Genomic DNA, 20241 nt, shown 5'->3' with positions numbered 1-20241 from the left:
CGTCCACCGGTCCGTCGGCCGGGCCCGTCGGTCAGCCGAAGCGGACGGACGAGATGTCGTTGTCGAAGCCGATGGCCGCCAGGTCGGCGACATCGCCGGTCACGACCTTGGACCTGCCGGTGCAGTCGGGCCCGGACCAGATCTTCAGCGAGCCGTCGGCCGACAGGGAGGAGGCGATGTCGTCGCGCGCCACGTTCTGGCAGCCCGGACCGGCCAGGCCCTGCGCCCCGTTGTCGGCGAATCCGGCGTCGTCGAACAGGACGACGCTGGTGGCCTTGGCGGTCCCGCCGCTCGGGGCAGAGCCCGCGGGGTTGTTTTCGGGTCGACCGGCCTTCTGGCCGTCGGGGGTCACGCCGAACCAGGTGCCGCCGACGCCCTGGCCGTTGGTGTCTCCGGGCTTGACGTCCTTGCTGAAGCGGTAGACCGGCCAGCCGTTGATGGTGACCTGGCGGGTGCCGTCGGCGCGCTTGATCACACCGATCGCGGACGGCTTGACCCCGTCCACGAAGATCTTGCCGCCGGGGGCGATGAGGACCGGCGGCCAGGTGGTGGCGCAGGCGCCCTCGCAGTTGGACTTGGACGGCATGGCGGTGTCCTTGTCGAAGCGGTAGAGGGTGAAGCCGGCGCCGTTGACCACGACCGGGTTCAGCGCCCCGGCCCGGCCCGCGGAGAGCTGGACCCACTTACGGGCCTTGGGGGTGCCCGAGCCCGCCCAGTCGCCGGTCTTCGGGGCCGCGCCTCCCTGCTTGGCGGTGCCGCTGCGGAACGAGAGGTCCATGGCGCCCGAGGCCGCCGAGGACCGCTCCGCCTCCGACGTCTTCTGCGACGCCTGGGGCGCCTTCGAGGTCTGGGACGCCTGGGACGCCTGGGAGTCCTGCGCCGAGTCGTCGCCGCCCCCGCAGGCCGTCAGCAGCAGCACACCGGTCGTGGCGAGGGCGGCGAATGCGGCGGAACGCTTACCGAACATGAGGATCTTCTCCTGTAGGTCATTCGCTCCCGAACCACCCGGGTGCGATCACCCCTCAGCACGTAGCGGTGGCCGGACCGGCCCAGCCGATGACGTATCGGCGACAGACCCTCGACGTGATGCGGACAAGGCCCACGCGGCGGTGACGGAGTGGATGGTTCCGTGACACACGGGCGGGACCGGAGAGGCCGGCCGCCGCTACGCGGGGCGGGTCGCGCCCGCGAACGGCATCTGGTCGATCGGCGCCACGCGGACGGGCGCGCCGGGGCGCGGGGCGTGGATCATGCGGCCGCCGCCGATGTAGAGGCCGACATGGCTGACGCCGGAGTAGAAGAAGACCAGGTCACCGGGGGTGAGCTCGGTGCGCGAGACCCGTCGGCCCGCGTTGATCTGGGTGTAGGTGGTGCGTGGCAGCGCCACCCCGGCGGCCCGCCAGGCGGCCTGGGTCAGCCCCGAGCAGTCGTAGCCCTGCGGGCCGGTCGCGCCCCAGACGTACGGTTTGCCGAGCGCCCCGTACGCGTACGAGACGGCGCGGGCCGCGCGGCCCGACGTGGCGTACGGCGCGGCACCGGCGCCTTGGGCCTTGAGGACCTCGCGGGCCTCCCGGGCTTCCTGGGCCTCGTAGCGGCGGCGCTGTTCGCTGGTCAGCCGGTCGAGGAGGGCCTTGGCGGCGGCGAGCTTCTCGCGGGCGACGCCCCTGTGGCGCGCGATCGCCGCCTGAGCGCCGTGCAGCTGGTCGAGCTTGTCCTGCGCCTCACCGCGCAGCCGGCGTAACTTCCGGGTCTGGCGGGAGAGGCCCGCGACGGTGGCGGCCTGGCGGCTGCTGGCGCGGTCGGCGAGCGAGGCCCGCCGCAGAAACTGCTCGGGGGAGGAGGACAGCGCGAGCTGGAGGGTGGGCGCGACGGTGCCGGAGCGGTACTGGGCGGTGGCGATGGCGCCCAGCGCGTTGCGCGAGGCGTTCAGCCGCGCCGTACGGCGGGCCGCCTCGTCGCGCAGCCGGTCGAGCGCCTGGCGGGCCTGGTCCGCCTGCTCCTTCGCGCCGTTGTACTTCTCGTTGGCCTCCTCGGCCTCCCGCTGGTACTGGTCCACCTTCGCCCGCACCTGGGCGGGGGTGGGGCGGGTCTCGGCGTGGCCGGTGCCGCTGATGGCGGTGACGGCGGCGCCCGCGAGGGCGACGGCGGCGGTCCAGGCGGTCCCGCCCGTGAGCGAGCGCTGCTTGGGCTTCCTGTGCGACGCCACGGCGGCGGGTCACCTTCCCTTTTCTTCGCGGTCCTATCGGTCGGGCAGGTGGCAGCCCGCCCATGAGGCGGGGACCCTCGGCTAACGGGAAGCGGACTGCCACCTGGGGGAGGAAGCTAGGCGGGCGGGCGCGGACGGGCGGTGCGATGAACGGGAGTGGACGGATTCGGCGCCCTGATGCCCGTATCCGACTGCCCGGCGCCCGGCTGCCGATGACTCCCGGGGCGGCCGTGACCGAAGCGGCGATCGTGACCCACCCGGTTGCCGGGGGCTGCTATGGGCAGGGCTACGCTCGCCAACCATGGACGTCCTCATCAATGTTTTCGTCGGGCTGCACATCGTCGGCATCGCCGCGCTGCTCGGCGGCTTCCTGGCGCAGCTGAAGCCGATGCGCGCGGGCGAGGGGCGGATGACCCCGGGGATGCTGCACGGCGCGCTGACCATGCTGGTGACCGGTGCCGCGCTGGTGGGGCTCAACCAGGCCGACGACAACAGCGTCAACAACATCAAGATCGGTGTGAAGCTGGCGCTGCTGATCGTGGTCCTGGGGCTGGTCTATGTGAAGCGCGACGACGAGAAGGTCGAGTCGTCGGCCCTCGGCGCGGTCGGGCTGCTCACCACGGCCAACATCTTCATCGCCGTCCTGTGGACGTAATTTTCGCCCTCTGGGCGTAATTTTCCGTACAACCCCCTGGCCCCGTCGTCTGTCCAACCGGGCAGAGCAGCTGTCTTATCGGGCAAGGCAGCCGAAGGGAGCGGGCAGTGGGGGTACTTGGGGGTTGGGGCCGCCGGACGGGCGTGGCCCTGGGGGTGGCGGGGATGGTGGTGCCGCTGGCGGTCGCGCTCGGCACCCCGGCGCAGGCCGCCTCGTCGTGCACGACGAGCGTCGGGCCGTACCAGAAGCAGGTGGAGAAGTTCCTGGGTCGCCCGGTGGACGGGCGGCAGTCGCGTACGGACTGTCTGGCGATCCAGAAGTTCCAGATCAACCACGGGATCAGCCCCACGATCGGCTATGCGGGGCCGGTCACCTGGGGCGTGATGAAGCTGATCAACTCGCAGAAGGCGGCCGGGCACAACCCGAACAAGGCGAGAAAGTGCCCCACCAACAAGGGCCGTATCGCCTGTGTGGACCTCACCCGCCAGCTGAGCTGGATCCAGGACGGCTCACGGCTGAAGTTCGGCCCGGTGCCGGTGCGCACCGGCCGCGACCGGTATGAGACCCGGGGCGGGCTGAAGAAGGTCTACTGGCGGGACATCGACCACTGGTCGACGCTCTACGACGTCGCGATGCCGTACAGCCAGTTCTTCGACGGCGGCCAGGCCTTCCACTCCATCGCGGGCAGCGTGTGGTCGCCGCCGGGCTCCCACGGCTGCGTCAACATGCGCAAGGGCGACGCCAAGAAGTACTGGAGCCTGCTGCGCAACGGCGACGACGTATACGTCTACGGCCGCAAGCCCGGCACCTGAGCCGCGCAACTGCCTCCCCGGGTCTTTCGGGGCCCGGGGAGGCGGGAAAGCCGCTAGGCGGCCGGGCGGACGCTGCCGTAGATCGGCATCTCGGTGATCGGTGCCTTCTTGACCACATCGCCCGGCTTCGGGGCGTGGATCATCATTCCGTCGCCTATATAGATGCCGACATGGCTGATGTCGTCATAGAAGAAGACGAGGTCGCCCGGCTGGAGGTTGGCGGTCGACACGCGCGTGCCGACCTTCACCTGGTCCCAGGTGGTGCGCGGCAGTGAGACCCCGGCGGCCTTCCAGGCGGCCTGGGTGAGCCCCGAGCAGTCGTAGGAGTTGGGGCCGGTCGCGCCCCAGACGTACGGCTTGCCGATCTGCGCCTGGGCGAAGGCGATGGCCTTGTCGGCCTTGGTGGAGGTCGAGCTGGAGGACCCCGAGGAGCTGGAAGATCCCGAGGTCCCGGACGATCCCGAGGAACCGGAGGAGCTCGACGAGTCGGAGGAGCTCGCCTGCTCCTGCCGCCGCTTCGCCGCCTCCTCCTGCGCCCGCTTGGCCGCCGCCTCCCGCTGCTGCTGGGCCAGCTCCGCCGCCTTGCGCCGGGCCTCCTCTTCCTTCTTCTTCTCGATCGCCGCCAGCCGCGCCTTCTCCTCGACGGTCAGCTTCGACAGCAGCTCACGGGCCTGGGTGAGCTTGCCCTGGACGGTCTTCTTCCTGGTCTTCAGCTGCTGCTGCGACCGGGTCAGCGACGCCAGGCTCTCGCCGGCCTTCGTACGCTCCTTGGCGGCCTTGGCCTGCTGCGACAGGAAGTCGTCGACGGCCTGCTTCTGCTCGCCGGACAGCCGGTCCATCAGATGGGACTGGTCGAAGATGTCCCGCGGGTCCTTGGCGAACAGCAGGGTCGCGGTGCTGTTGGCCATGCCGCCGCTGCGGTACTGCGCCGCCGCATAGCTGCCAAGCTTGCGCCGTGCCTCGTTCAGCTTCTCGGTGCGCTTGGCGACGCTGTCCAGCAGCCGGTCGACCTTGGCGCGCTGCTCGCCCGTGCGCTCCTTGGCGGCGTTGTATGCCTGGGTCGCGGATTCGGCCTGGTGGTAGAGCGTGTCGACCTTCTTCTTGACCTCTTCGACCGTTGGCTTGGGCTTACCGGGCTCGGCGCTCGCCGTCTGGGAGAGGAGGGTGACGGAGGCGAGGGCGGCCGTGGTGACCCCGACGGCGGTGCGGCGGCCGGTGGCCGAGTCCAGTATTCGGGTCCGCGGCTTGCGGTGCGACGCCAAGGGAGGCGACTCCTTCCGTGGACCGCCTACCGGGTTAGCTGTCGGGTTCGGGCGTCGGAAGGTTGCCCTACGGTCCGGGCGGCGGACGGCTGGCGTCGCCGCGCTGGACCGATTCACCCCAGTGGTACGTGGGGGTCCCCGGCTCCGGCTGCCTCGCGGCGGGGCCGGACTCGGCGGAGACAGCCCGTGCCGACGTGGTCGCCGACGGGTTCCGGACCGCCTGATGGAGGACGGTAGTGGTCTTGTGGGGCTCGTGTGAAGGCTGATGTTCGAATTGTCCCGAAACCGTTTCGTGACTTCCGCGCATACGCTGTCAGTGCGGCGCCCTAGACTCGGTGAGCGATGAGCAGCCTCTTTGATGACAGCTTCCTGGCGGACCTCGGGCCCTCGGACGAGGAGCCCCCGCCGCCCGAGGACGACGGCGGGCCCGCCGCTGAGGACGTCCCGAACGACCTCTTCGACGGGAAGTTCGACGCGCCCGCCCCCAGGGAGGCGTACTACCGCGACGGCGCGGCGCGCCCCGCGGTGGATACGGCCACGCTCCTGGAGGGGATGAACGAGCAGCAGAGGGCCGCCGTGGTGCACACCGGCTCGCCGCTGCTGATCGTCGCGGGCGCCGGGTCCGGCAAGACCCGGGTGCTCACCCACCGCATCGCGTATCTGCTCGGCGCGCGCGGCGTGCACCCCGGCCAGATCCTCGCCATCACCTTCACCAACAAGGCCGCGGGCGAGATGAAGGAGCGGGTCGAGGAGCTGGTCGGCCCGCGTGCGAACGCCATGTGGGTGTCGACGTTCCACAGCGCCTGTGTGCGCATCCTGCGCCGGGAGTCCAAGAAGCTCGGCTTCACCTCCTCCTTCTCGATCTACGACGCGGCCGACTCCAAGCGGCTGATGGCGCTGGTCTGCCGGGATCTGGACCTCGACCCGAAGCGGTATCCGCCCAAGTCCTTCAGCGCCAAGGTCTCCAACCTGAAGAACGAGCTCATCGACGAGGAGACCTTCGCCGGACAGGCCTCGGACGGCTTCGAGAAGACGCTCGCCGAGGCGTATGTGATGTACCAGTCGCGGCTGCGCGAGGCCAATGCCCTCGACTTCGACGACATCATCATGACGACGGTCAATCTGCTCCAGGCATTCCCCGATGTCGCCGAGCACTACCGCCGCCGCTTCCGCCATGTCCTGGTCGACGAGTACCAGGACACCAACCACGCGCAGTACACGCTGGTGCGCGAGCTGGTGGGCCCGGGCCCGGCGACCTCCGCCGAGGGCGGCGGTGACGGCGAGGGAATCGGGGCCGCCGAGCTGTGCGTGGTGGGCGACGCCGACCAGTCGATCTACGCCTTCCGGGGCGCCACGATCCGTAACATCCTCCAGTTCGAGGAGGACTATCCGGACGCCACGACCATCCTCCTGGAGCAGAACTACCGGTCCACCCAGACGATCCTCAGCGCGGCCAACGCCGTCATCGAGCGCAATGAGAACCGGCGCCCGAAGAACCTGTGGACCGACGCCGGTGCCGGGGCGACCATCACCGGCTATGTGGCCGACACCGAGCACGACGAGGCCCAGTTCGTCGCCGACGAGATCGACCGGCTGACGGACGCGGGCGACGCCAGGTCCGGCGACGTGGCCGTCTTCTACCGGACCAACGCGCAGTCCCGTGTCTTCGAAGAGGTCTTCATCCGGGTCGGGCTGCCGTACAAGGTCGTCGGCGGTGTGCGCTTCTACGAGCGCAAGGAGGTCCGCGACGTCCTCGCGTATCTGCGGGTGCTGGCCAACCCGGAGGACACCGTCCCGCTGCGCCGGATTCTGAACGTGCCCAAGCGCGGCATCGGCGAGCGCGCCGAGGCGATGATCGACGCGCTGTCGCTGCGCGAGAAGATCACCTTCCCGCAGGCGCTGCGCCGCGTCGACGAGGCGTACGGCATGGCGGCCCGCTCGGCCAACGCGGTCAAGCGGTTCAACGTGCTGATGGAGGAGCTGCGCACGATCGCCGAGTCGGGCGCCGGACCGGCCACCGTGCTGGAGGCGGTGCTGGAGCGCACGGGCTATCTGGCGGAGCTCCAGGCGTCCACGGACCCGCAGGACGAGACCCGTATCGAAAACCTCCAGGAGCTGGCGGCCGTCGCCCTGGAGTACGAGCAGGAGCGCGGCGAGGAGAACCCGGGCACGCTCGCGGAGTTCCTGGAGCAGGTCGCGCTCGTCGCCGACTCCGACCAGATCCCCGACGACGACACCGAGGGCGCCGGGGTCATCACGCTGATGACGCTGCACACCGCCAAGGGCCTCGAGTTCCCGGTGGTCTTCCTCAGCGGCATGGAGGACGGGGTCTTCCCGCATATGCGCGCGCTCGGCCAGACGAAGGAGCTGGAGGAGGAGCGGCGGCTGGCGTACGTCGGCATCACGCGGGCGCGCGAGCGGCTGTATCTGACCCGGTCGACGATGCGCAGCGCCTGGGGCCAGCCCGCGTACAACCCGCCGTCCCGCTTCCTGGAGGAGATCCCGGACCAGTACATGCGCTGGCAGCGGACCGGGCCCTCCACCCCGTCGGCGTCGATGGGCGCGGTCGGGGCCGGCGGTGCCGTCTCGGGGGTTGCGTCCTCGCTGTCCTCGTCGCGTTCGAGGGCGGGGTCCGGGGCCGGTGGCTTCGCCACGCGCCGGGCGAAGGAGCGGCCGGTGGTCGCGCTGGCCATCGGCGACCGGGTCACCCATGACGCGTTCGGGCTCGGCACCGTGGTCGCGGTGAAGGGCAGCGGGGACAACGCGGAGGCGACGATCGACTTCGGCGACGAGAAGCCCAAGCGGCTGCTGCTGCGGTACGCGCCGGTGGAGAAGCTGTAGGGGGGGGCGCCTGGCGGCCCCGGCGCCTACTGGTGTGGGGGCCCGGGGGCTACTGGTGAGGGCCTGGGGCTATGTCGGGTCGAGCCCGTGGGAGCGCAGCCACGGCAGCGGGTCTATGGCAGAGCCGCCGCCGGGGTGCACCTCGAAGTGAAGGTGTGGCCCGGTGGAGTTGCCGGAGTTCCCGGAGTACGCGATGACGTCCCCGGCCTTGACCGAACCGGCCCGGATCTTGGCGCTGCTCAGATGGCAGTACCAGGTCTCGGTGCCGTCCGGGCTGGTCACTATGACCATGTTGCCGTAGGCGTTGTTCCACTGGGCGCGTACGGTGCCGTCGGTCGCGGCCATGACCGGAGTGCCGTAGCTGACCGGGAAGTCGATGCCGGTGTGCACGGACATCCAGTTGATGCCCGCCTGACCGAAGGTGGCGCTCAGCCCGTGCTGCGAGACGGGCAGCGCGAACTTCGGCCGCAGCGCCTCCTTGCGGGCGGCCTCCTCGATCTTGCGCTGCCGCTCGGCGGCCTGGCGCGCCTTCAGGTCGATCCGCTCCTGGGTGCGGCTGGCGCGGTTCCGGAAGTCATCGCCGGCATCGAGGCCCCTGGCGAACTGGGCGTCCAGCTTGCTGTTGGCGACCGAAGGCTTGACCGGCGGGGTGTCGGAGGCGGCTTGGGTGGTCTTGGCGTCCTTCTTGTCGTCGCCGATGTTGGCGACGGAGGCGGCGGCCACTGCGGTGACGCCCAACGCGCAGACGGACGGGACGGCGACGGTGAGGAGCGCTGAGCGTTTGGGGCGGGCCGAGGGGGCGCGGCGGCGGCTGCTGCGGCCGCCGTCACGGCGGGGCGAGGGAACCGACGCCACCTCGGGCGCGGCGTCCTCGAAGTCGGCGGCCGTGCCGCCTTCGGGGTGGGCGGGGCCGGTGGGGTCGGCGGCGTCGGCCCTGTGGGCCGCGTCGGCCTCGGGTGAGTCGAGGTCCAGGGCCATCAGGGCGGTCTGGGTCTCGGCCTCGCGCACGGGCCCCGCCCCGGGTTCCGGCTCCGCCTCGGGGGCGGCGTACGGCTGCTCGGCGGACTGCTGATATCCGCCGTGCTCGTACCCGCCCTCGTGGTACTCGCTCTGGCCGTGGCCGTTCTGGTCGTATCCGCGCCGGTCGTATTCGCCCTGGCCGTATTCGCCCTGGCCGTAGTGCGACTCGTCGACGGTCGCATAGGCGCTCATGTCCCAGAACTGGGTCTGGCCGGTGTCGACCCCCGACGTGTCGTACTGCCCGGTGCCGTCCCACTGGGCGCCGGCCGTCAGATCGGCGCCGGCCGTCAGATCGTGGTGGCCGGTGGTGTCCCAGGCGGAGGCGTCCCAGTGGCCTCCGGTGTCCGAGTCCTGCTGGGCCGGGATGGTGCCGGCCAGCGGAACGCCGGAGCCGGCCCACATCGCGGTGGTGTCATAGGTTCCGGAGGTCCCGGAGTCATAGACGCCGGAGTCGTAGGCGCCGGTCGCGGCGCCCCACTGCGCGGCGTCGTACTGCCCGCTGCCGGTTCCGTCGTGCCCGGTCCCATAGCCGCCGCCGTGGTCGCCGGGGAGGGAGCCGAAGAGGGGGTCGCCATCGCCGTATGCGGCGGTGACGTTGTCGAAGCTGCCGGTGGAGTAGCCGTCGTACCCGGCGTAGCCGTGCGCTGTGCCCTGCTGGTCGTATGCCTCGTAATACGGATATGAGGCGTCAGGAGCGGGGACGGTCGAGGTTGTGATCCCCGACGGGTGACGGTCGTTAACCACCAACTTCTCTTTCGCCTCGGCAGCAGGAGAATTAGCGGCGACTGTACCCGCCGGTTCGGGACGGCGACAATCTTCATCAGGTTTTGAGTAACGCCGGAACGGGCATTTGGCCGCCTTTCGGCTGACTGGCTGGCGTAATTTGGCCGGGTGTTCGATTACTGTTCGGCAACTTCCCGCCCCTTCACGCAACCGAAGCGGCGCCCGAAGCGTCTGTCGGCGCCCCTTCGGCGCCATCCAGCGCCTCGCGGACTTCCGCGGCGATCGCATGGTGCACCGGGAGGGTGAGATGCCCGATTCCGCTGACGCGGATGTTGCGCGCCCGTAGATCCGGATGGTCGATACGGGCCGTCTCCGCGGGGATCATCAGCTGATCCACATCGCTCCAGAAGCCGATGAACCGAGTACGGCAATCGGGCGCGGGGAGCCGCAATTCCTCGATCACATCGGAATCCGGGCACATCTGGCGCACCAGCGGATGCGCGGACAGCAGGGGCGCGGTGCGGGTGCCGGAGTGCGGGGTGCCGAGGGTGACCAGCGTATGCACAAAGGCGTCCCCGCCCAGCCGCTGCACGTAGTAACGGGCGATCAGACCGCCCAGGCTGTGCCCCACGACATCCACTCGGCCGTGGCCGGTGCGCGCGCAGATCTCCCGCACATGGCGGTCGAGCAGCACAGCGGCGGTGCGGATATCGCAGGTCAGCGGGGAGTGGTTGAGCGCTGTCACATGCTGTCGGCCGTGCCGACGCAGGGAGCGGCGCAGCAGGACGAAGACGGAGCGGTTGTCGATGAAGCCGTGCAGCAGGAGGACCGGGCGGTGGGCCTGGTCGTTGGTGGGCAGCCGGGCCGGGGCGCCGGGCGATGGTGGTGCGGCGGGCGGCGGCGCGGCGGGTGGGCGCTCTTGGAGCAGGCCGGTTGGATAGAGGAGGAGATGCCCGGCGAGGATCGCCAGGTCGAGGACGGTAGCGCGAATCCGGGTGAGGCCCATGACGGCCGACCTCCTGAACGGCGCACGGGAGGCGGCACTGCCCCCGTGAACCCTCGCGGGAAGCCTGCAGTGGGTGGACGGTGGTGGTGGACGTCGTGGTCGTGGCAATACGACCGCGCCGTCGCACCGCGGCGCCAGGCGGCTCGTGCTGATGGCGCGGCGCGGTGCGACGGTCCCCGCTGCGGCTCCCCTGGTGGCCGGCCCGATGCGTGGAACCGCCTCGCGGCGGGCGAGGCGGAGGTGGGTGCGGCCGAGGTGAATGTGTCCCACGTGTGATTTCCCCTTTGCCGCGCGCCGTGAAACTGCTGCGTGCGGGATGCTGTAGATAACGTTCGTTCACGTTCACGCCCCGCGACGGAGGTCCACGAGATCCGCGCGCGACGCACCGCGGGGGATGACGACATGGAGGCTGCGATGGGTGTGACCGGTCCGATCCGTGTGGTGGTGGCCAAGCCTGGGCTCGACGGTCACGACCGCGGGGCGAAGGTCATCGCGCGGGCGCTGCGGGACGCGGGCATGGAGGTCATCTACACCGGCCTCCACCAGACGCCCGAGCAGATCGTCGACACCGCGATCCAGGAGGACGCCGACGCGATCGGGCTGTCCATCCTCTCCGGAGCGCATATGACGCTCTTCGCGAAGGTGCTCGAGCTGCTGCGGGAGCGCGACGCGGAGGACATCAAGGTGTTCGGCGGCGGCATCATCCCCGAGGCGGACATCCCGCTGCTGAAGGAGCGGGGGGTGGCCGAGATCTTCACCCCGGGGGCCACGACCACCTCGATCGTGGAGTGGGTCAGAGCGAACGTACGGCCGGTGGCCGCGTAACCCCGCGGGCCGCGCGGGGTGGCCGCGTCGCGCGCGGGTCGCTGACGCGGCACGGCTTGCTGCGGCTGGGAGTCCGGGCGGGCCGTGGCGTGGTCAGCACGACCGACTGGTGCCGCGTCGGCCGAGGTTCGCCCGGCAGCCCGGCAGCCACCAGCCCGGCAGCCCGGTCGCAGCGGCCCAAGGGCGCCCCGATGGCGAAGCAGGCGCCCTGGTGGGGTCAGCTGCAAGGTGCCGGATGGGCCGGCTGACGCGGCGCTAGGAGGTCGGTGCCGGACCGGTCGGAGCCGGGCCGGTCGCCGCCGGGTGGGTCGGAGTTGTGCCGGTCGGTGTTGCGCCAGCTGGTGGTTCGAGCTCGCGGCGCATCGCGGCGCGCAGCCGGAGCGTGCCCACCAGGCGCTGGAACGCCTCCGACCAGTAGCCCCCGGCGCCGGGCGAGCCGTCCGCCGGTTCGTCCGATATCGCGGTGAGCACTTCCAGCCGGTCGGCCTGGTCCGGGTCCAGACAGCGCTCGGCCAGCCCCATCACGCCGCTGAAGCTCCATGGGTAGCTGCCCGCGTCACGGGCGATGTCGAGCGCGTCCACGACCGCCCGGCCCAGCGGCTCGGCCCAGGGCACGGCACACACGCCCAGCAGCCGGAAGGCGTCGGACAGCCCATGGGCCGCGATGAAGTCCGCGACCCACTCGGCCCGTTCGGCCGGCGGCAGGGCGGACAGCAGCTTCGCCGGGTCGCGCCAGGACGCGGCGGTGGGCGGGGCGGCCCCGCCCGGCGAGCCCGGGGCGGTCGGGGTGGTGGGCGCGGCGGGCGGTGCGGACGGCACGCCGAGCAGGGCGCGGGACCACTCCGCATTCCGCTGGCGGACGGCTGCCCGGCACCACGCCGCCTGAAGGTCCGCCTGCCAGCCGTCGGCGACCGGCAGCGCCACGATCTCGGCCGCGCCACGCCCGCCGAACCAGTCGCTCCAGCGCTCCAGCGGGGTCGCCTCCACCAACTGGCCGAACCACCACGCGCGCTCGCCGCCCCCCGAAGGGGGCTTGGCCACGACGCCGTCGCGCTGCATGCCGCCGTCGCATTCGGCCGGCGCTTCGATGGCGATGACCTCGGCGGTGAGGGAGACACAGGCCCTGGACCGCTCGGCCATCCGGGAGGCCAGCGCCGAGCCGGGGAGGGCGGACAGCAACTCGGCGGCCGTGGCCCGGACGTTCCGGCTGCGGTCGGTCAGGGCCTGTTCCAGGAACGGCTCGTCGGACGGCGAGAGATCGTCGCGGAGCGAGTCCAGGAACATCAGCCGGTCCTCGGCGCGCTCCATGGACCAGGAGCCGCCGAGCAGCGCGAGGCCGAGCTCCGGGTCGCGGTGGCGCACCGCCGCCAGCAGCGAGACCCGCTCGGCGAACAGGCCCTCCTCCCACTGGCGCTGTATGTCGACGGGCACGGCCGCCGGGGTATCGCGGGCTGCCGCGGCGCCAGGCGTGGTGGACGCGCCGGGCGCGGCCGAACCGTGGGGAACGGCACGGCCGTCGGAAGCGGACACGGCGGGGTCGCCTGACCCGGGCGCGGCGGGACCATCGGGGACGGCCGGGTCGGGCGTGGTGGCGTCGCCTGGCGTGGCCGTGTCGCCGGGTCGGGGCGCAGCCTCTCCAGGAACCGCTTGGGCAGTGGTACTGGCGGGGACGGCGGGCTTGGGACCGGGCGCGGTCGAGGCGCCCGGCGCCGCGGGGGCCGTGCCCGCGGCGGCCTCCCGGGGGCGCGGCGATGCTGACGGATCAGCATCCACCGCCGCCAACGCTTCCGCCGCGCGCCCGGCACCGCCGCCGCGGAGCGCGAACCTCCATTCCGGGTTCAGCCGGGCCAGCCACAGGACTCGCGCCCCGCCGAGCGTCAGCGCCTCCGGGCGCAGATCGGTGCGCGCGCGGGCCGCGTCCAACAGGGCCGGGAGGAGGGCGTCAGGCGCGCGGTAGCCGTACTGATTGGCCATGGCGAGCCACTGCGGGAGCAGTTCGGCGAGGTCGGGAGCGGAGCGCCGGCCGCTGCCGGGGGCCGAGCGGCCGGCCAGCAGCATGGCCAGCCGGTTGCGGGCGGCCGGCGGAAGCGGCGGGCGCGGGTCCTCGGGCGCGGGGGCGGGGGCCGGCCGGGAGGCGGCGGGGCGCAGCCCGGCCCGCCGCCGTACGGTGCTGAGCGCGGCGGCGTCCAGCAGGGCGGCGGGCGCGTCCTGGCCGGGGCGCGGGGAGATGGGCGGGGTGCGGCGCTCGGTGCCGAGCAGGGCGGCGGCGACCAGGTCGTCCCAGGGTGCGGTGGTGCTCACGGCCTGCCTCCATACGGTGTCGATCCGGTGCCGGACGGGCTCTGGAGCGGGACGGGGGCCGGATCCCAGGTGGTGATCGGGGCGAAGCCGCGGTGGCCGCATTCGCCGAAGACCGTGACGGGACGGCCGCCCGAGATCGCGGTCAGCTGCCACAGGTCCGTACGCCCCAAGCACCGGGGGTCGATCGGCAGGGCGGAGCCGGTCCGGGCGTCCGCCAGCTGCCAGCCTTCCTCGCCGCCCGGGATCGGGGTCACCCCCGCGAGGACGACCGGCCAGGCGTCCAGCCAGGGGTCCTCGCGCAGCGCGTCCCCGTACGCGGCCAGGGCCGAGTCGATGTCACTCCCCGGAGGCACCGGCGGCGCCGCAGACGAGGGCGCGGGCGACGGCACGGGGGACGGCGGTGGGTCCGGGCGGCGGGTGCCGAGCGTGGCGCGCAGTGGGCGCCCGGCCGGGTAGTACGTGAGGTCGGCGTCCAGCACGATGCCGACCGGCAGGGCCAGTTCGGGGGAGTGCCCGGCCGCGCCGAAGGAGAGCAGCAGGGCCATGCGGCCCGTGTCCTGGCCGCGCAGCCAGATCCGGCGCGTCGTCAGCTTGCCGTCGGCGCTGTCCTGCTGGCCGAGGACGAGCCAGCGGTCCCGGACGGCGGTGTCGGAGGCCAGCAGCTCGGCCGTGGTCGTGGTGAGGCCGACGCGCGAGCGGGTCGTGGTGGCCAGCGCCTCCGGGAGCCGGTCCAGGCGCAAGAAGCCCTGGTTCAGCAGGTGGAGCAGGGCGCACTCCTCCAGCAGGCGCGCGGGCCAGCCCGGCCCCGAGGACGGGATGGCGCCCAGCTCTCGCACCCGCGCCTCCAGGCCGGGCGCCTGCGCGTCCACCATGCGCGCGGCCGTCTCGTCCCACGATGCGTAACCGGCGTGATCGGCGCCGGCCAGGCCCTCGCGGAGCAGATCCGCCAGGCGCTGCTCCAGTTCGGTGGCGCCCGCGGCGATGCGCTGGGTACGCCTCTCGGCCCGCCGCCGGGCCGCCTCCGGATCGGCGACGCCGCCCGGCCCCTTCCGCCCCCCAGCGGCTCCGTCGGCTCCGTCCGCGGCCCCGGCGACGGCCGTGGACGCCGCGCGCTCGGCGCGCTCCCGACGCTCGCTGAGCCACTGCCCGGCCCACTCGGGCGGGCCCTCGACCTCCGGGACGCCCCCGCCGCCCGCCCACAGGAGCAGCAGGCCGAGCGCGTGCTTGCACGGGAACTTCCGGCTCGGGCAGCTGCAGCGATAGCCCGGTCCGTCCAGGTCGACGACGGTCTGATACGGCTTGCTGCCGCTGCCCGCGCACAGCCCCCACACGCCGCGGCCATGCGCCCCCGCGCCCGACCACGGGCCGGGCGTGGCGAGCTTGCCGCCCGTCTTGCGTGAAGCGGCGTCAGGAGCCAGGGCCAGCACCTGCTCCGCCGTCCAGCGTTCCCCCTGCGCATTCATGTCCTCGACGGTACGGGCACCCACTGACAACGGCCGTGACCTGCGGGTTCGTTGGCGAACGGGCTGGTTGTCAGTGGTGTGGTGCAGGGTGGTGGATGGGTCCGGAAACGGACGGAGAGACGAGTCGTGGGGGAGCTGTGACCGTGCCTGTGCCCAGCGGAGACGAGACCGCCGAGACCGCTGAGACCGCCCAGATCCGCGGCGGCGCCGACGCCGCCGACGCTGCCACCCAAGCAGCCCAAGCAGCCCAAGTCGCCGGAGTCGCCGGAGTCGCCGACGACGGCACGGCGGGGGCCGCCGAGGGCGAGGCCCTGCGCCCGCATGCCGAGGACGCCTTCGCCGACGAGCTCAAGGCGCTCGCCGCGGCCGACGACCGCCCGCGGCCCGCTCGCTGGCGCCTGTCGCCGTGGGCGGTCGCGACGTACCTGCTCGGCGGCACGCTGCCGGACGGCACCGTGATCACGCCCAAGTACGTGGGGCCCCGCCGCATCATCGAGGTCGCCGTCACGACCCTCGCCACCGACCGCGCGCTGCTCCTGCTGGGGGTGCCCGGCACGGCCAAGACGTGGGTCTCCGAGCACTTGGCGGCGGCGGTCAGCGGCGATTCGACGCTGCTCGTCCAGGGCACCGCGGGCACGCCCGAGGAAGCCATCCGCTACGGCTGGAACTACGCCCAGCTGCTCGCCCACGGCCCCAGCCGCGAGGCGCTGGTGCCGAGCCCGGTGATGCGGGCGATGGCCGAGGGCATGACCGCGCGCGTGGAGGAGCTGACCCGTATCCCGGCCGACGTCCAGGACACGCTGATCACCGTCCTCTCGGAGAAGACCCTGCCGATCCCGGAGCTGGGGGAGGAGGTCCAGGCGGTCCGCGGCTTCAACCTGATCGCCACGGCCAACGACCGCGACCGGGGGGTCAACGAACTCTCCAGCGCCCTGCGCCGCCGGTTCAACACGGTCGTGCTGCCGCTGCCCGCGACCGCCGAGGAGGAGGTCGACATCGTGGCCCGCCGGGTGGCCCAGCTCGGCCGCTCGCTGGACCTGCCCCCGGCTCCCGAGGGCGTGGCCGAGATCCGCCGGGTGGTCACGGTCTTCCGCGAGCTGCGGGGCGGGACGACGGAGGACGGGCGCACCAAGCTCAAGTCGCCGTCGGGCACGCTGTCGACGGCCGAGGCGATCTCCGTGGTCACCGGCGGACTCGCGCTCGCCGCCCACTTCGGCGACGGTGTCCTGCGGGCGGGCGACGTGGCCGCGGGCATCCTGGGCGCGGTGGTCCGCGATCCGGCGGCGGACCGCGTCATCTGGCAGGAGTACCTGGAGACGGTGGTCCGCGAGCGCGACGGCTGGAAGGACTTCTACCGCGCGTGCCGCGAGGTGAGCGCGTGAGTGCCGCCGTCACCCAGGACCGCGCGGCGCCCCCGCCCGGCCCTCGGGCGGTACCGGCCGAGCCGCCGTGGCCGCTGCTCCTGGGCGTACGGCACCACGGCCCGGGCTCCGCGCGGGCGGTGCGGTCGGCGCTCGACGCATGCGAGCCCGGCGCCGTGCTCATCGAGGGACCACCGGAGGCGGACGCGCTCGTCGACTTCGCCGCGGAGGAGGGCATGCGGCCCCCCGTCGCCCTGCTCGCCCACGCGGTGAGCGACCCGGGGCAGGCCGCGTTCTGGCCGCTGGCCGAGTTCTCGCCGGAGTGGGTGGCCATCCAATGGGCCCTGTCCCGCGGCGTTCCCGTGCGGTTCATCGACCTCCCGGCGACGAACTCCCTGGCCCTGGCGGCCCGTACGGGTGCGGATGGGGAGGCCGAGGCGTCGGAGGGGGATCCGGCCGGGCGGCTGCGGGTGGACCCACTCGCGGTGCTCGCGGAGGCCGCGGGATACGAGGAGCCGGAGCGGTGGTGGGAGGACGTCGTCGAGCACCGCGGCCTGGGCCCGGGCGCGGGCGCGGATACGACGGGCGGCCAGGGCACGGCGGACGGGGTGGACGGGACGGGAGCCGGGACCGGGGCCGTCGCGTCGTTCGCCGCGCTCGGCGAAGCCATGGCCGCGCTCCGCGCCGAGTACGGCCACGGCGGACATGAGCACGACGCCGCGCGCGAGGCGCAGATGCGGCTGCGGCTGCGCGAGGCGCGGCGGGAGTTCGGGGACCGGGTCGCCGTCGTGTGCGGGGCCTGGCACGTTCCGGCGCTGGCCGAGCGGACGACCGCAACGGCCGATCGGGGGCTCCTCAAGGGGTTGCCGAAGGCCAAGGTCGAGCTCAGCTGGGTGCCGTGGACACACCGTCGGCTGGCCCGGCACAGTGGCTACGGCGCGGGGATCGCTTCCCCCGGCTGGTACAGCCATCTCTTCCACGCCGCGGACCGCCCGCTGGAGCGCTGGCTGACCAAGGTCGCCGGGCTGTTGCGCGCTGAGGACTTCGCCGTCTCGTCCGCCCATGTCATCGAGGCCGTACGGCTCGCCGAGACCCTGGCCGCCATGCGCGGCCGGCCGCTGGCCGGGCTCGCCGAGACCATGGACGCGGTGCGGGCGGTGATGTGCGAGGGCTCCGATGTGCCGCTCGCGCTCGTCCACGACCGGCTGGTCGTCGGGGACGTCCTGGGCGAGGTGCCCGAGTCGGCGCCCGCCACTCCGCTCCAGCGGGATCTGACGCGCACCCAGCGATCGCTTCGGCTCAAGCCGGAGGCGCTTGACCGCGAGCTGGAGCTGGACCTGCGCAAGGAGACCGATGCCGCGCGCAGCCGCCTGCTGCACCGGCTGCGGCTGCTCGGCGTCGACTGGGGGACCCCGGCCGCCTCGCGCGGCAGCACCGGCACGTTCCGGGAGACATGGCGGCTGCGCTGGGAGCCGGAGCTGTCGGTGCGGGTCGCCGAGGCGGGGGTGTGGGGCACCACCGTGCTGTCGGCCGCCACGACGAGGGCGGAGGCCAAGGCGGTGGACGCCACGGCCCTCGGCGAGGTCACGGACCTGGCCGAGCGCTGTCTGCTCGCCGGGCTCCCCGACGCGCTCCCGGTCGTGATGCGCGCGCTCGCCGACCGCGCCGCCCTCGACGCGGACGTCGGCCATCTCGCCCAGGCCCTGCCCGCGCTCGTCCGCTCGGTGCGCTACGGCGACGTACGTGGCACGGACACCGCCGCCCTGGCCGAGGTCGCCATGGGCCTGGCCGAACGCGCCCTGGTCGGCCTGCCACCCGCCTGCTTCGGCCTCGACGCGGACGGCGCGGCGGAGATGCGCGGCCACATGGAGGCCGTGCACCAGGCCGTCGGCCTGCTGGCCGAGATCCGGGCGGATGGCGGGGACGGTGCGGGCGGCGAGGGCGGTCGGCCCGACATCGGGTTGCGGGGGCGCTGGATCGGCGTGTTGCGGGGGCTTGGCGGGCGGGACGGGATCTCAGGGGTGATTCGGGGGCGGGCCGCGCGGTTGCTCCTGGACGACGGTCGGCTGGTCGAGGGGGAGGCGGCCCGGCTGATGGGGCTGGTGCTTTCGCCCGGGACCGCGCCCGTTGAAGCGGCGGCCTGGATCGAGGGATTCGTAGGCGGCGGCGCGGGCGGCGGGATGCTGCTGGTCCATGACGAACGGCTGCTGGGCCTGCTCGACGGCTGGCTCACGGGCGTTCCGGCGGAGGCGTTCACGGACGTACTGCCGCTACTGCGGCGCACGTTCTCGGCGTACGACGCCGGGGTGCGCCGCACGCTCGGCGAGTTGGTCCGCCGCGGACCGGCGGCGGCCGATGGCCCGCGTCCGGCCGGAGGCCCGCCCGCGCCCGGGTTCGGGCCCGGTCTGGTCGAGGGGCGCGCGGCGGCCGCACTGCCGACGGTCCGCCTTCTTCTGGGGCTTGACGACTACCACAGCAGCCACGACAACCACAGCAGCCCCAACAGTCACGACAACCACGCGTCGGAGGTGGCCGGATGACCGCGCAGACGACCGGGGAAGCCACGGACGAGCGGCTGCGCCGCTGGCGGCTGGTGCTCGGCGGGCAGGGCGGTGACGGGACGGGATGCGCGCTGAGCGGGCAGGACGCCGCGATGGACCGCACGCTCGAAGAGCTCTACGGCGCGGGTGGCGGGACGGGCCCCGGCGGCGGTGCCGCCGCCACCGCCCGCGGCGGCTCGCCGGGGAGCGGTCCGCGCGCGGCCGGGCTCGGCGGCTCCGCGCCCCAAGTGGCGCGCTGGCTGGGCGACATCCGCCGATACTTCCCCACCTCCGTGGTCCAGGTCATGCAGCGCGACGCCATCGACCGGCTCGGCCTGTCCGCCCTGCTCCTGGAGCCCGAGATGCTGGAGGCCGTGGAGGCGGACGTCCACCTCGTCGGGACTCTGCTCTCGCTCAACAAAGCGATGCCGGAGACGACCAAGACCACCGCCCGCGCCGTCGTCCGCAAGGTCGTGGAGGACTTGGAGAAGCGGCTGGCCACCCGGACCCGCGCCACCCTCACCGGCGCCCTCGACCGCACCGCCCGGACCAGCCGCCCGCGCCACCGCGATATCGACTGGGACCGCACCATCCGCGCGAACCTGAAGAACTACCTCCCCGAGCACCGCACCGTCGTCCCCGAACGGCTGATCGGATACGGGCGCGCGGCGCACGGGGTGAAGAAGGACGTGATCCTGTGCATCGACCAGTCGGGGTCGATGGCCGCGTCCGTCGTCTACGCCTCCGTCTTCGGCGCCGTACTGGCCTCGATGCGCTCCCTCGCCACCCGGCTCGTCGTCTTCGACACCGCCGTCGTGGATCTGACGGAGGAGCTGGACGACCCGGTGGACGTGCTCTTCGGCACCCAGCTCGGCGGCGGCACGGATATCAACCGGGCGCTCGCGTACTGCCAGTCGCAGATCTCCCGCCCCGCCGACACCGTGGTCGTTTTGATCAGCGATCTGTACGAGGGCGGCATACGCGACGAGATGCTGGGCCGGGTCGCGGCGATGAAGGCGTCCGGTGTGCAGTTCGTCGCGCTGCTCGCGCTGTCCGACGAGGGCGCGCCCGCCTTCGACCGGGAGCACGCCGCGGCGCTGGCCGCGCTCGGCGCGCCCGCCTTCGCCTGCACCCCCGATCTCTTCCCGGACGTCATGGCCGCGGCAATCGAAAAGCGCCAACTACCCATACCGGACAAGGAGCTGTAACCATCGCCGGGGGGTTGC

At 73.0% G+C, this 20241-nt stretch carries 14 protein-coding genes and 1 riboswitch; of the genes, 7 read left to right on the top strand and 7 right to left on the bottom strand.

Annotated elements, in window-relative coordinates; genetic code table 11:
• Nucleotides 1-31 precede the first annotated feature (31 nt).
• Together ACFV2X_RS37255 and ACFV2X_RS37250 are read right to left on the bottom strand one after the other, a co-directional pair.
• Complete coding sequence (locus tag ACFV2X_RS37255) at nucleotides 32-967, bottom strand: hypothetical protein (RefSeq protein WP_385625450.1); 936 nt, start codon at nucleotides 965-967, stop codon at nucleotides 32-34.
• A gap of 198 nt (nucleotides 968-1165) precedes the next feature.
• Nucleotides 1166-2206, bottom strand: coding sequence for an NlpC/P60 family protein (locus ACFV2X_RS37250; protein ID WP_385625448.1), 1041 nt, complete (start codon nucleotides 2204-2206; stop codon nucleotides 1166-1168).
• Nucleotides 2207-2507: 301 nt separating this feature from the next.
• Between ACFV2X_RS37250 and ACFV2X_RS37245 the strand changes: the two genes are divergently transcribed.
• Complete coding sequence (locus tag ACFV2X_RS37245) at nucleotides 2508-2861, top strand: hypothetical protein (protein WP_014177364.1); 354 nt, start codon at nucleotides 2508-2510, stop codon at nucleotides 2859-2861.
• A 164-nt stretch (nucleotides 2862-3025) separates the two neighbouring features.
• Nucleotides 3026-3673 carry a L,D-transpeptidase gene (locus ACFV2X_RS37240; protein ID WP_089512581.1) on the top strand — a complete coding sequence of 216 codons (648 nt, stop codon included), beginning with the start codon at nucleotides 3026-3028 and terminating at the stop codon, nucleotides 3671-3673.
• 53 nt (nucleotides 3674-3726) lie between these two features.
• Here the strand turns inward: ACFV2X_RS37240 and ACFV2X_RS37235 are convergent, their stop codons facing one another.
• Nucleotides 3727-4935, bottom strand: a complete 1209-nt coding sequence (locus tag ACFV2X_RS37235; protein ID WP_385625446.1) for an NlpC/P60 family protein — start codon at nucleotides 4933-4935, stop codon at nucleotides 3727-3729.
• A 7-nt stretch (nucleotides 4936-4942) separates the two neighbouring features.
• A riboswitch (cyclic di-AMP (ydaO/yuaA leader) is annotated at nucleotides 4943-5121 on the bottom strand.
• A gap of 156 nt (nucleotides 5122-5277) precedes the next feature.
• Between ACFV2X_RS37235 and pcrA the strand changes: the two genes are divergently transcribed.
• Nucleotides 5278-7776 carry a DNA helicase PcrA gene (pcrA, locus tag ACFV2X_RS37230; RefSeq protein WP_385625444.1) on the top strand — a complete coding sequence of 833 codons (2499 nt, stop codon included), beginning with the start codon at nucleotides 5278-5280 and terminating at the stop codon, nucleotides 7774-7776.
• Between the two features lie 69 nt (nucleotides 7777-7845).
• On the opposite strand, the gene ACFV2X_RS37225 is transcribed toward pcrA, so the two are convergent.
• Nucleotides 7846-9540 carry a M23 family metallopeptidase gene (locus ACFV2X_RS37225; RefSeq protein WP_385625442.1) on the bottom strand — a complete coding sequence of 565 codons (1695 nt, stop codon included), beginning with the start codon at nucleotides 9538-9540 and terminating at the stop codon, nucleotides 7846-7848.
• A 181-nt stretch (nucleotides 9541-9721) separates the two neighbouring features.
• Entirely contained in the window at nucleotides 9722-10525 is an 804-nt protein-coding gene (locus ACFV2X_RS37220) for an esterase/lipase family protein (RefSeq protein ID WP_385625440.1), read from the bottom strand.
• A gap of 414 nt (nucleotides 10526-10939) precedes the next feature.
• On the opposite strand from ACFV2X_RS37220, the gene ACFV2X_RS37215 reads away from it, so the two are divergent.
• Nucleotides 10940-11350, top strand: a complete 411-nt coding sequence (locus ACFV2X_RS37215) for a cobalamin B12-binding domain-containing protein (protein ID WP_385625438.1) — start codon at nucleotides 10940-10942, stop codon at nucleotides 11348-11350.
• Nucleotides 11351-11605: 255 nt separating this feature from the next.
• Here ACFV2X_RS37215 and ACFV2X_RS37210 read toward each other — a convergent pair whose 3' ends face one another.
• Nucleotides 11606-13651 (bottom strand): DUF5691 domain-containing protein, encoded by a 2046-nt coding sequence (locus ACFV2X_RS37210; RefSeq protein WP_385625436.1) that lies wholly within the window; start codon nucleotides 13649-13651, stop codon nucleotides 11606-11608.
• Nucleotides 13648-15114, bottom strand: a complete 1467-nt coding sequence (locus ACFV2X_RS37205) for an SWIM zinc finger family protein (protein ID WP_385625435.1) — start codon at nucleotides 15112-15114, stop codon at nucleotides 13648-13650. The genes ACFV2X_RS37210 and ACFV2X_RS37205 overlap by 4 nt, the downstream gene beginning before the upstream one ends.
• A 137-nt stretch (nucleotides 15115-15251) precedes the next feature.
• Between ACFV2X_RS37205 and ACFV2X_RS37200 the strand changes: the two genes are divergently transcribed.
• Genes ACFV2X_RS37200 through ACFV2X_RS37190 form a run of 3 tightly spaced genes read left to right on the top strand, consistent with a single transcriptional unit; the run spans nucleotide 15252 to nucleotide 20223 of the window.
• Entirely contained in the window at nucleotides 15252-16496 is a 1245-nt protein-coding gene (locus ACFV2X_RS37200) for an AAA family ATPase (RefSeq protein ID WP_385625433.1), read from the top strand.
• A complete protein-coding gene (locus ACFV2X_RS37195; protein ID WP_385625432.1) occupies nucleotides 16493-19015 on the top strand; it encodes a DUF5682 family protein in 2523 nt (840 codons plus the stop codon). Before ACFV2X_RS37200 ends, ACFV2X_RS37195 begins: the two co-directional genes overlap by 4 nt.
• Nucleotides 19012-20223, top strand: coding sequence for a VWA domain-containing protein (locus ACFV2X_RS37190; RefSeq protein ID WP_385625430.1), 1212 nt, complete (start codon nucleotides 19012-19014; stop codon nucleotides 20221-20223). Before ACFV2X_RS37195 ends, ACFV2X_RS37190 begins: the two co-directional genes overlap by 4 nt.
• Nucleotides 20224-20241: the final 18 nt, after the last annotated feature.

Origin of the sequence: Streptomyces sp. NPDC059679, assembly GCF_042734105.1 — a bacterium.
Classification (GTDB): domain Bacteria; phylum Actinomycetota; class Actinomycetes; order Streptomycetales; family Streptomycetaceae; genus Streptomyces.
Note: the sequence above shows the minus strand (reverse complement) of the source record. Positions and strands in the feature narration are given on the sequence as shown.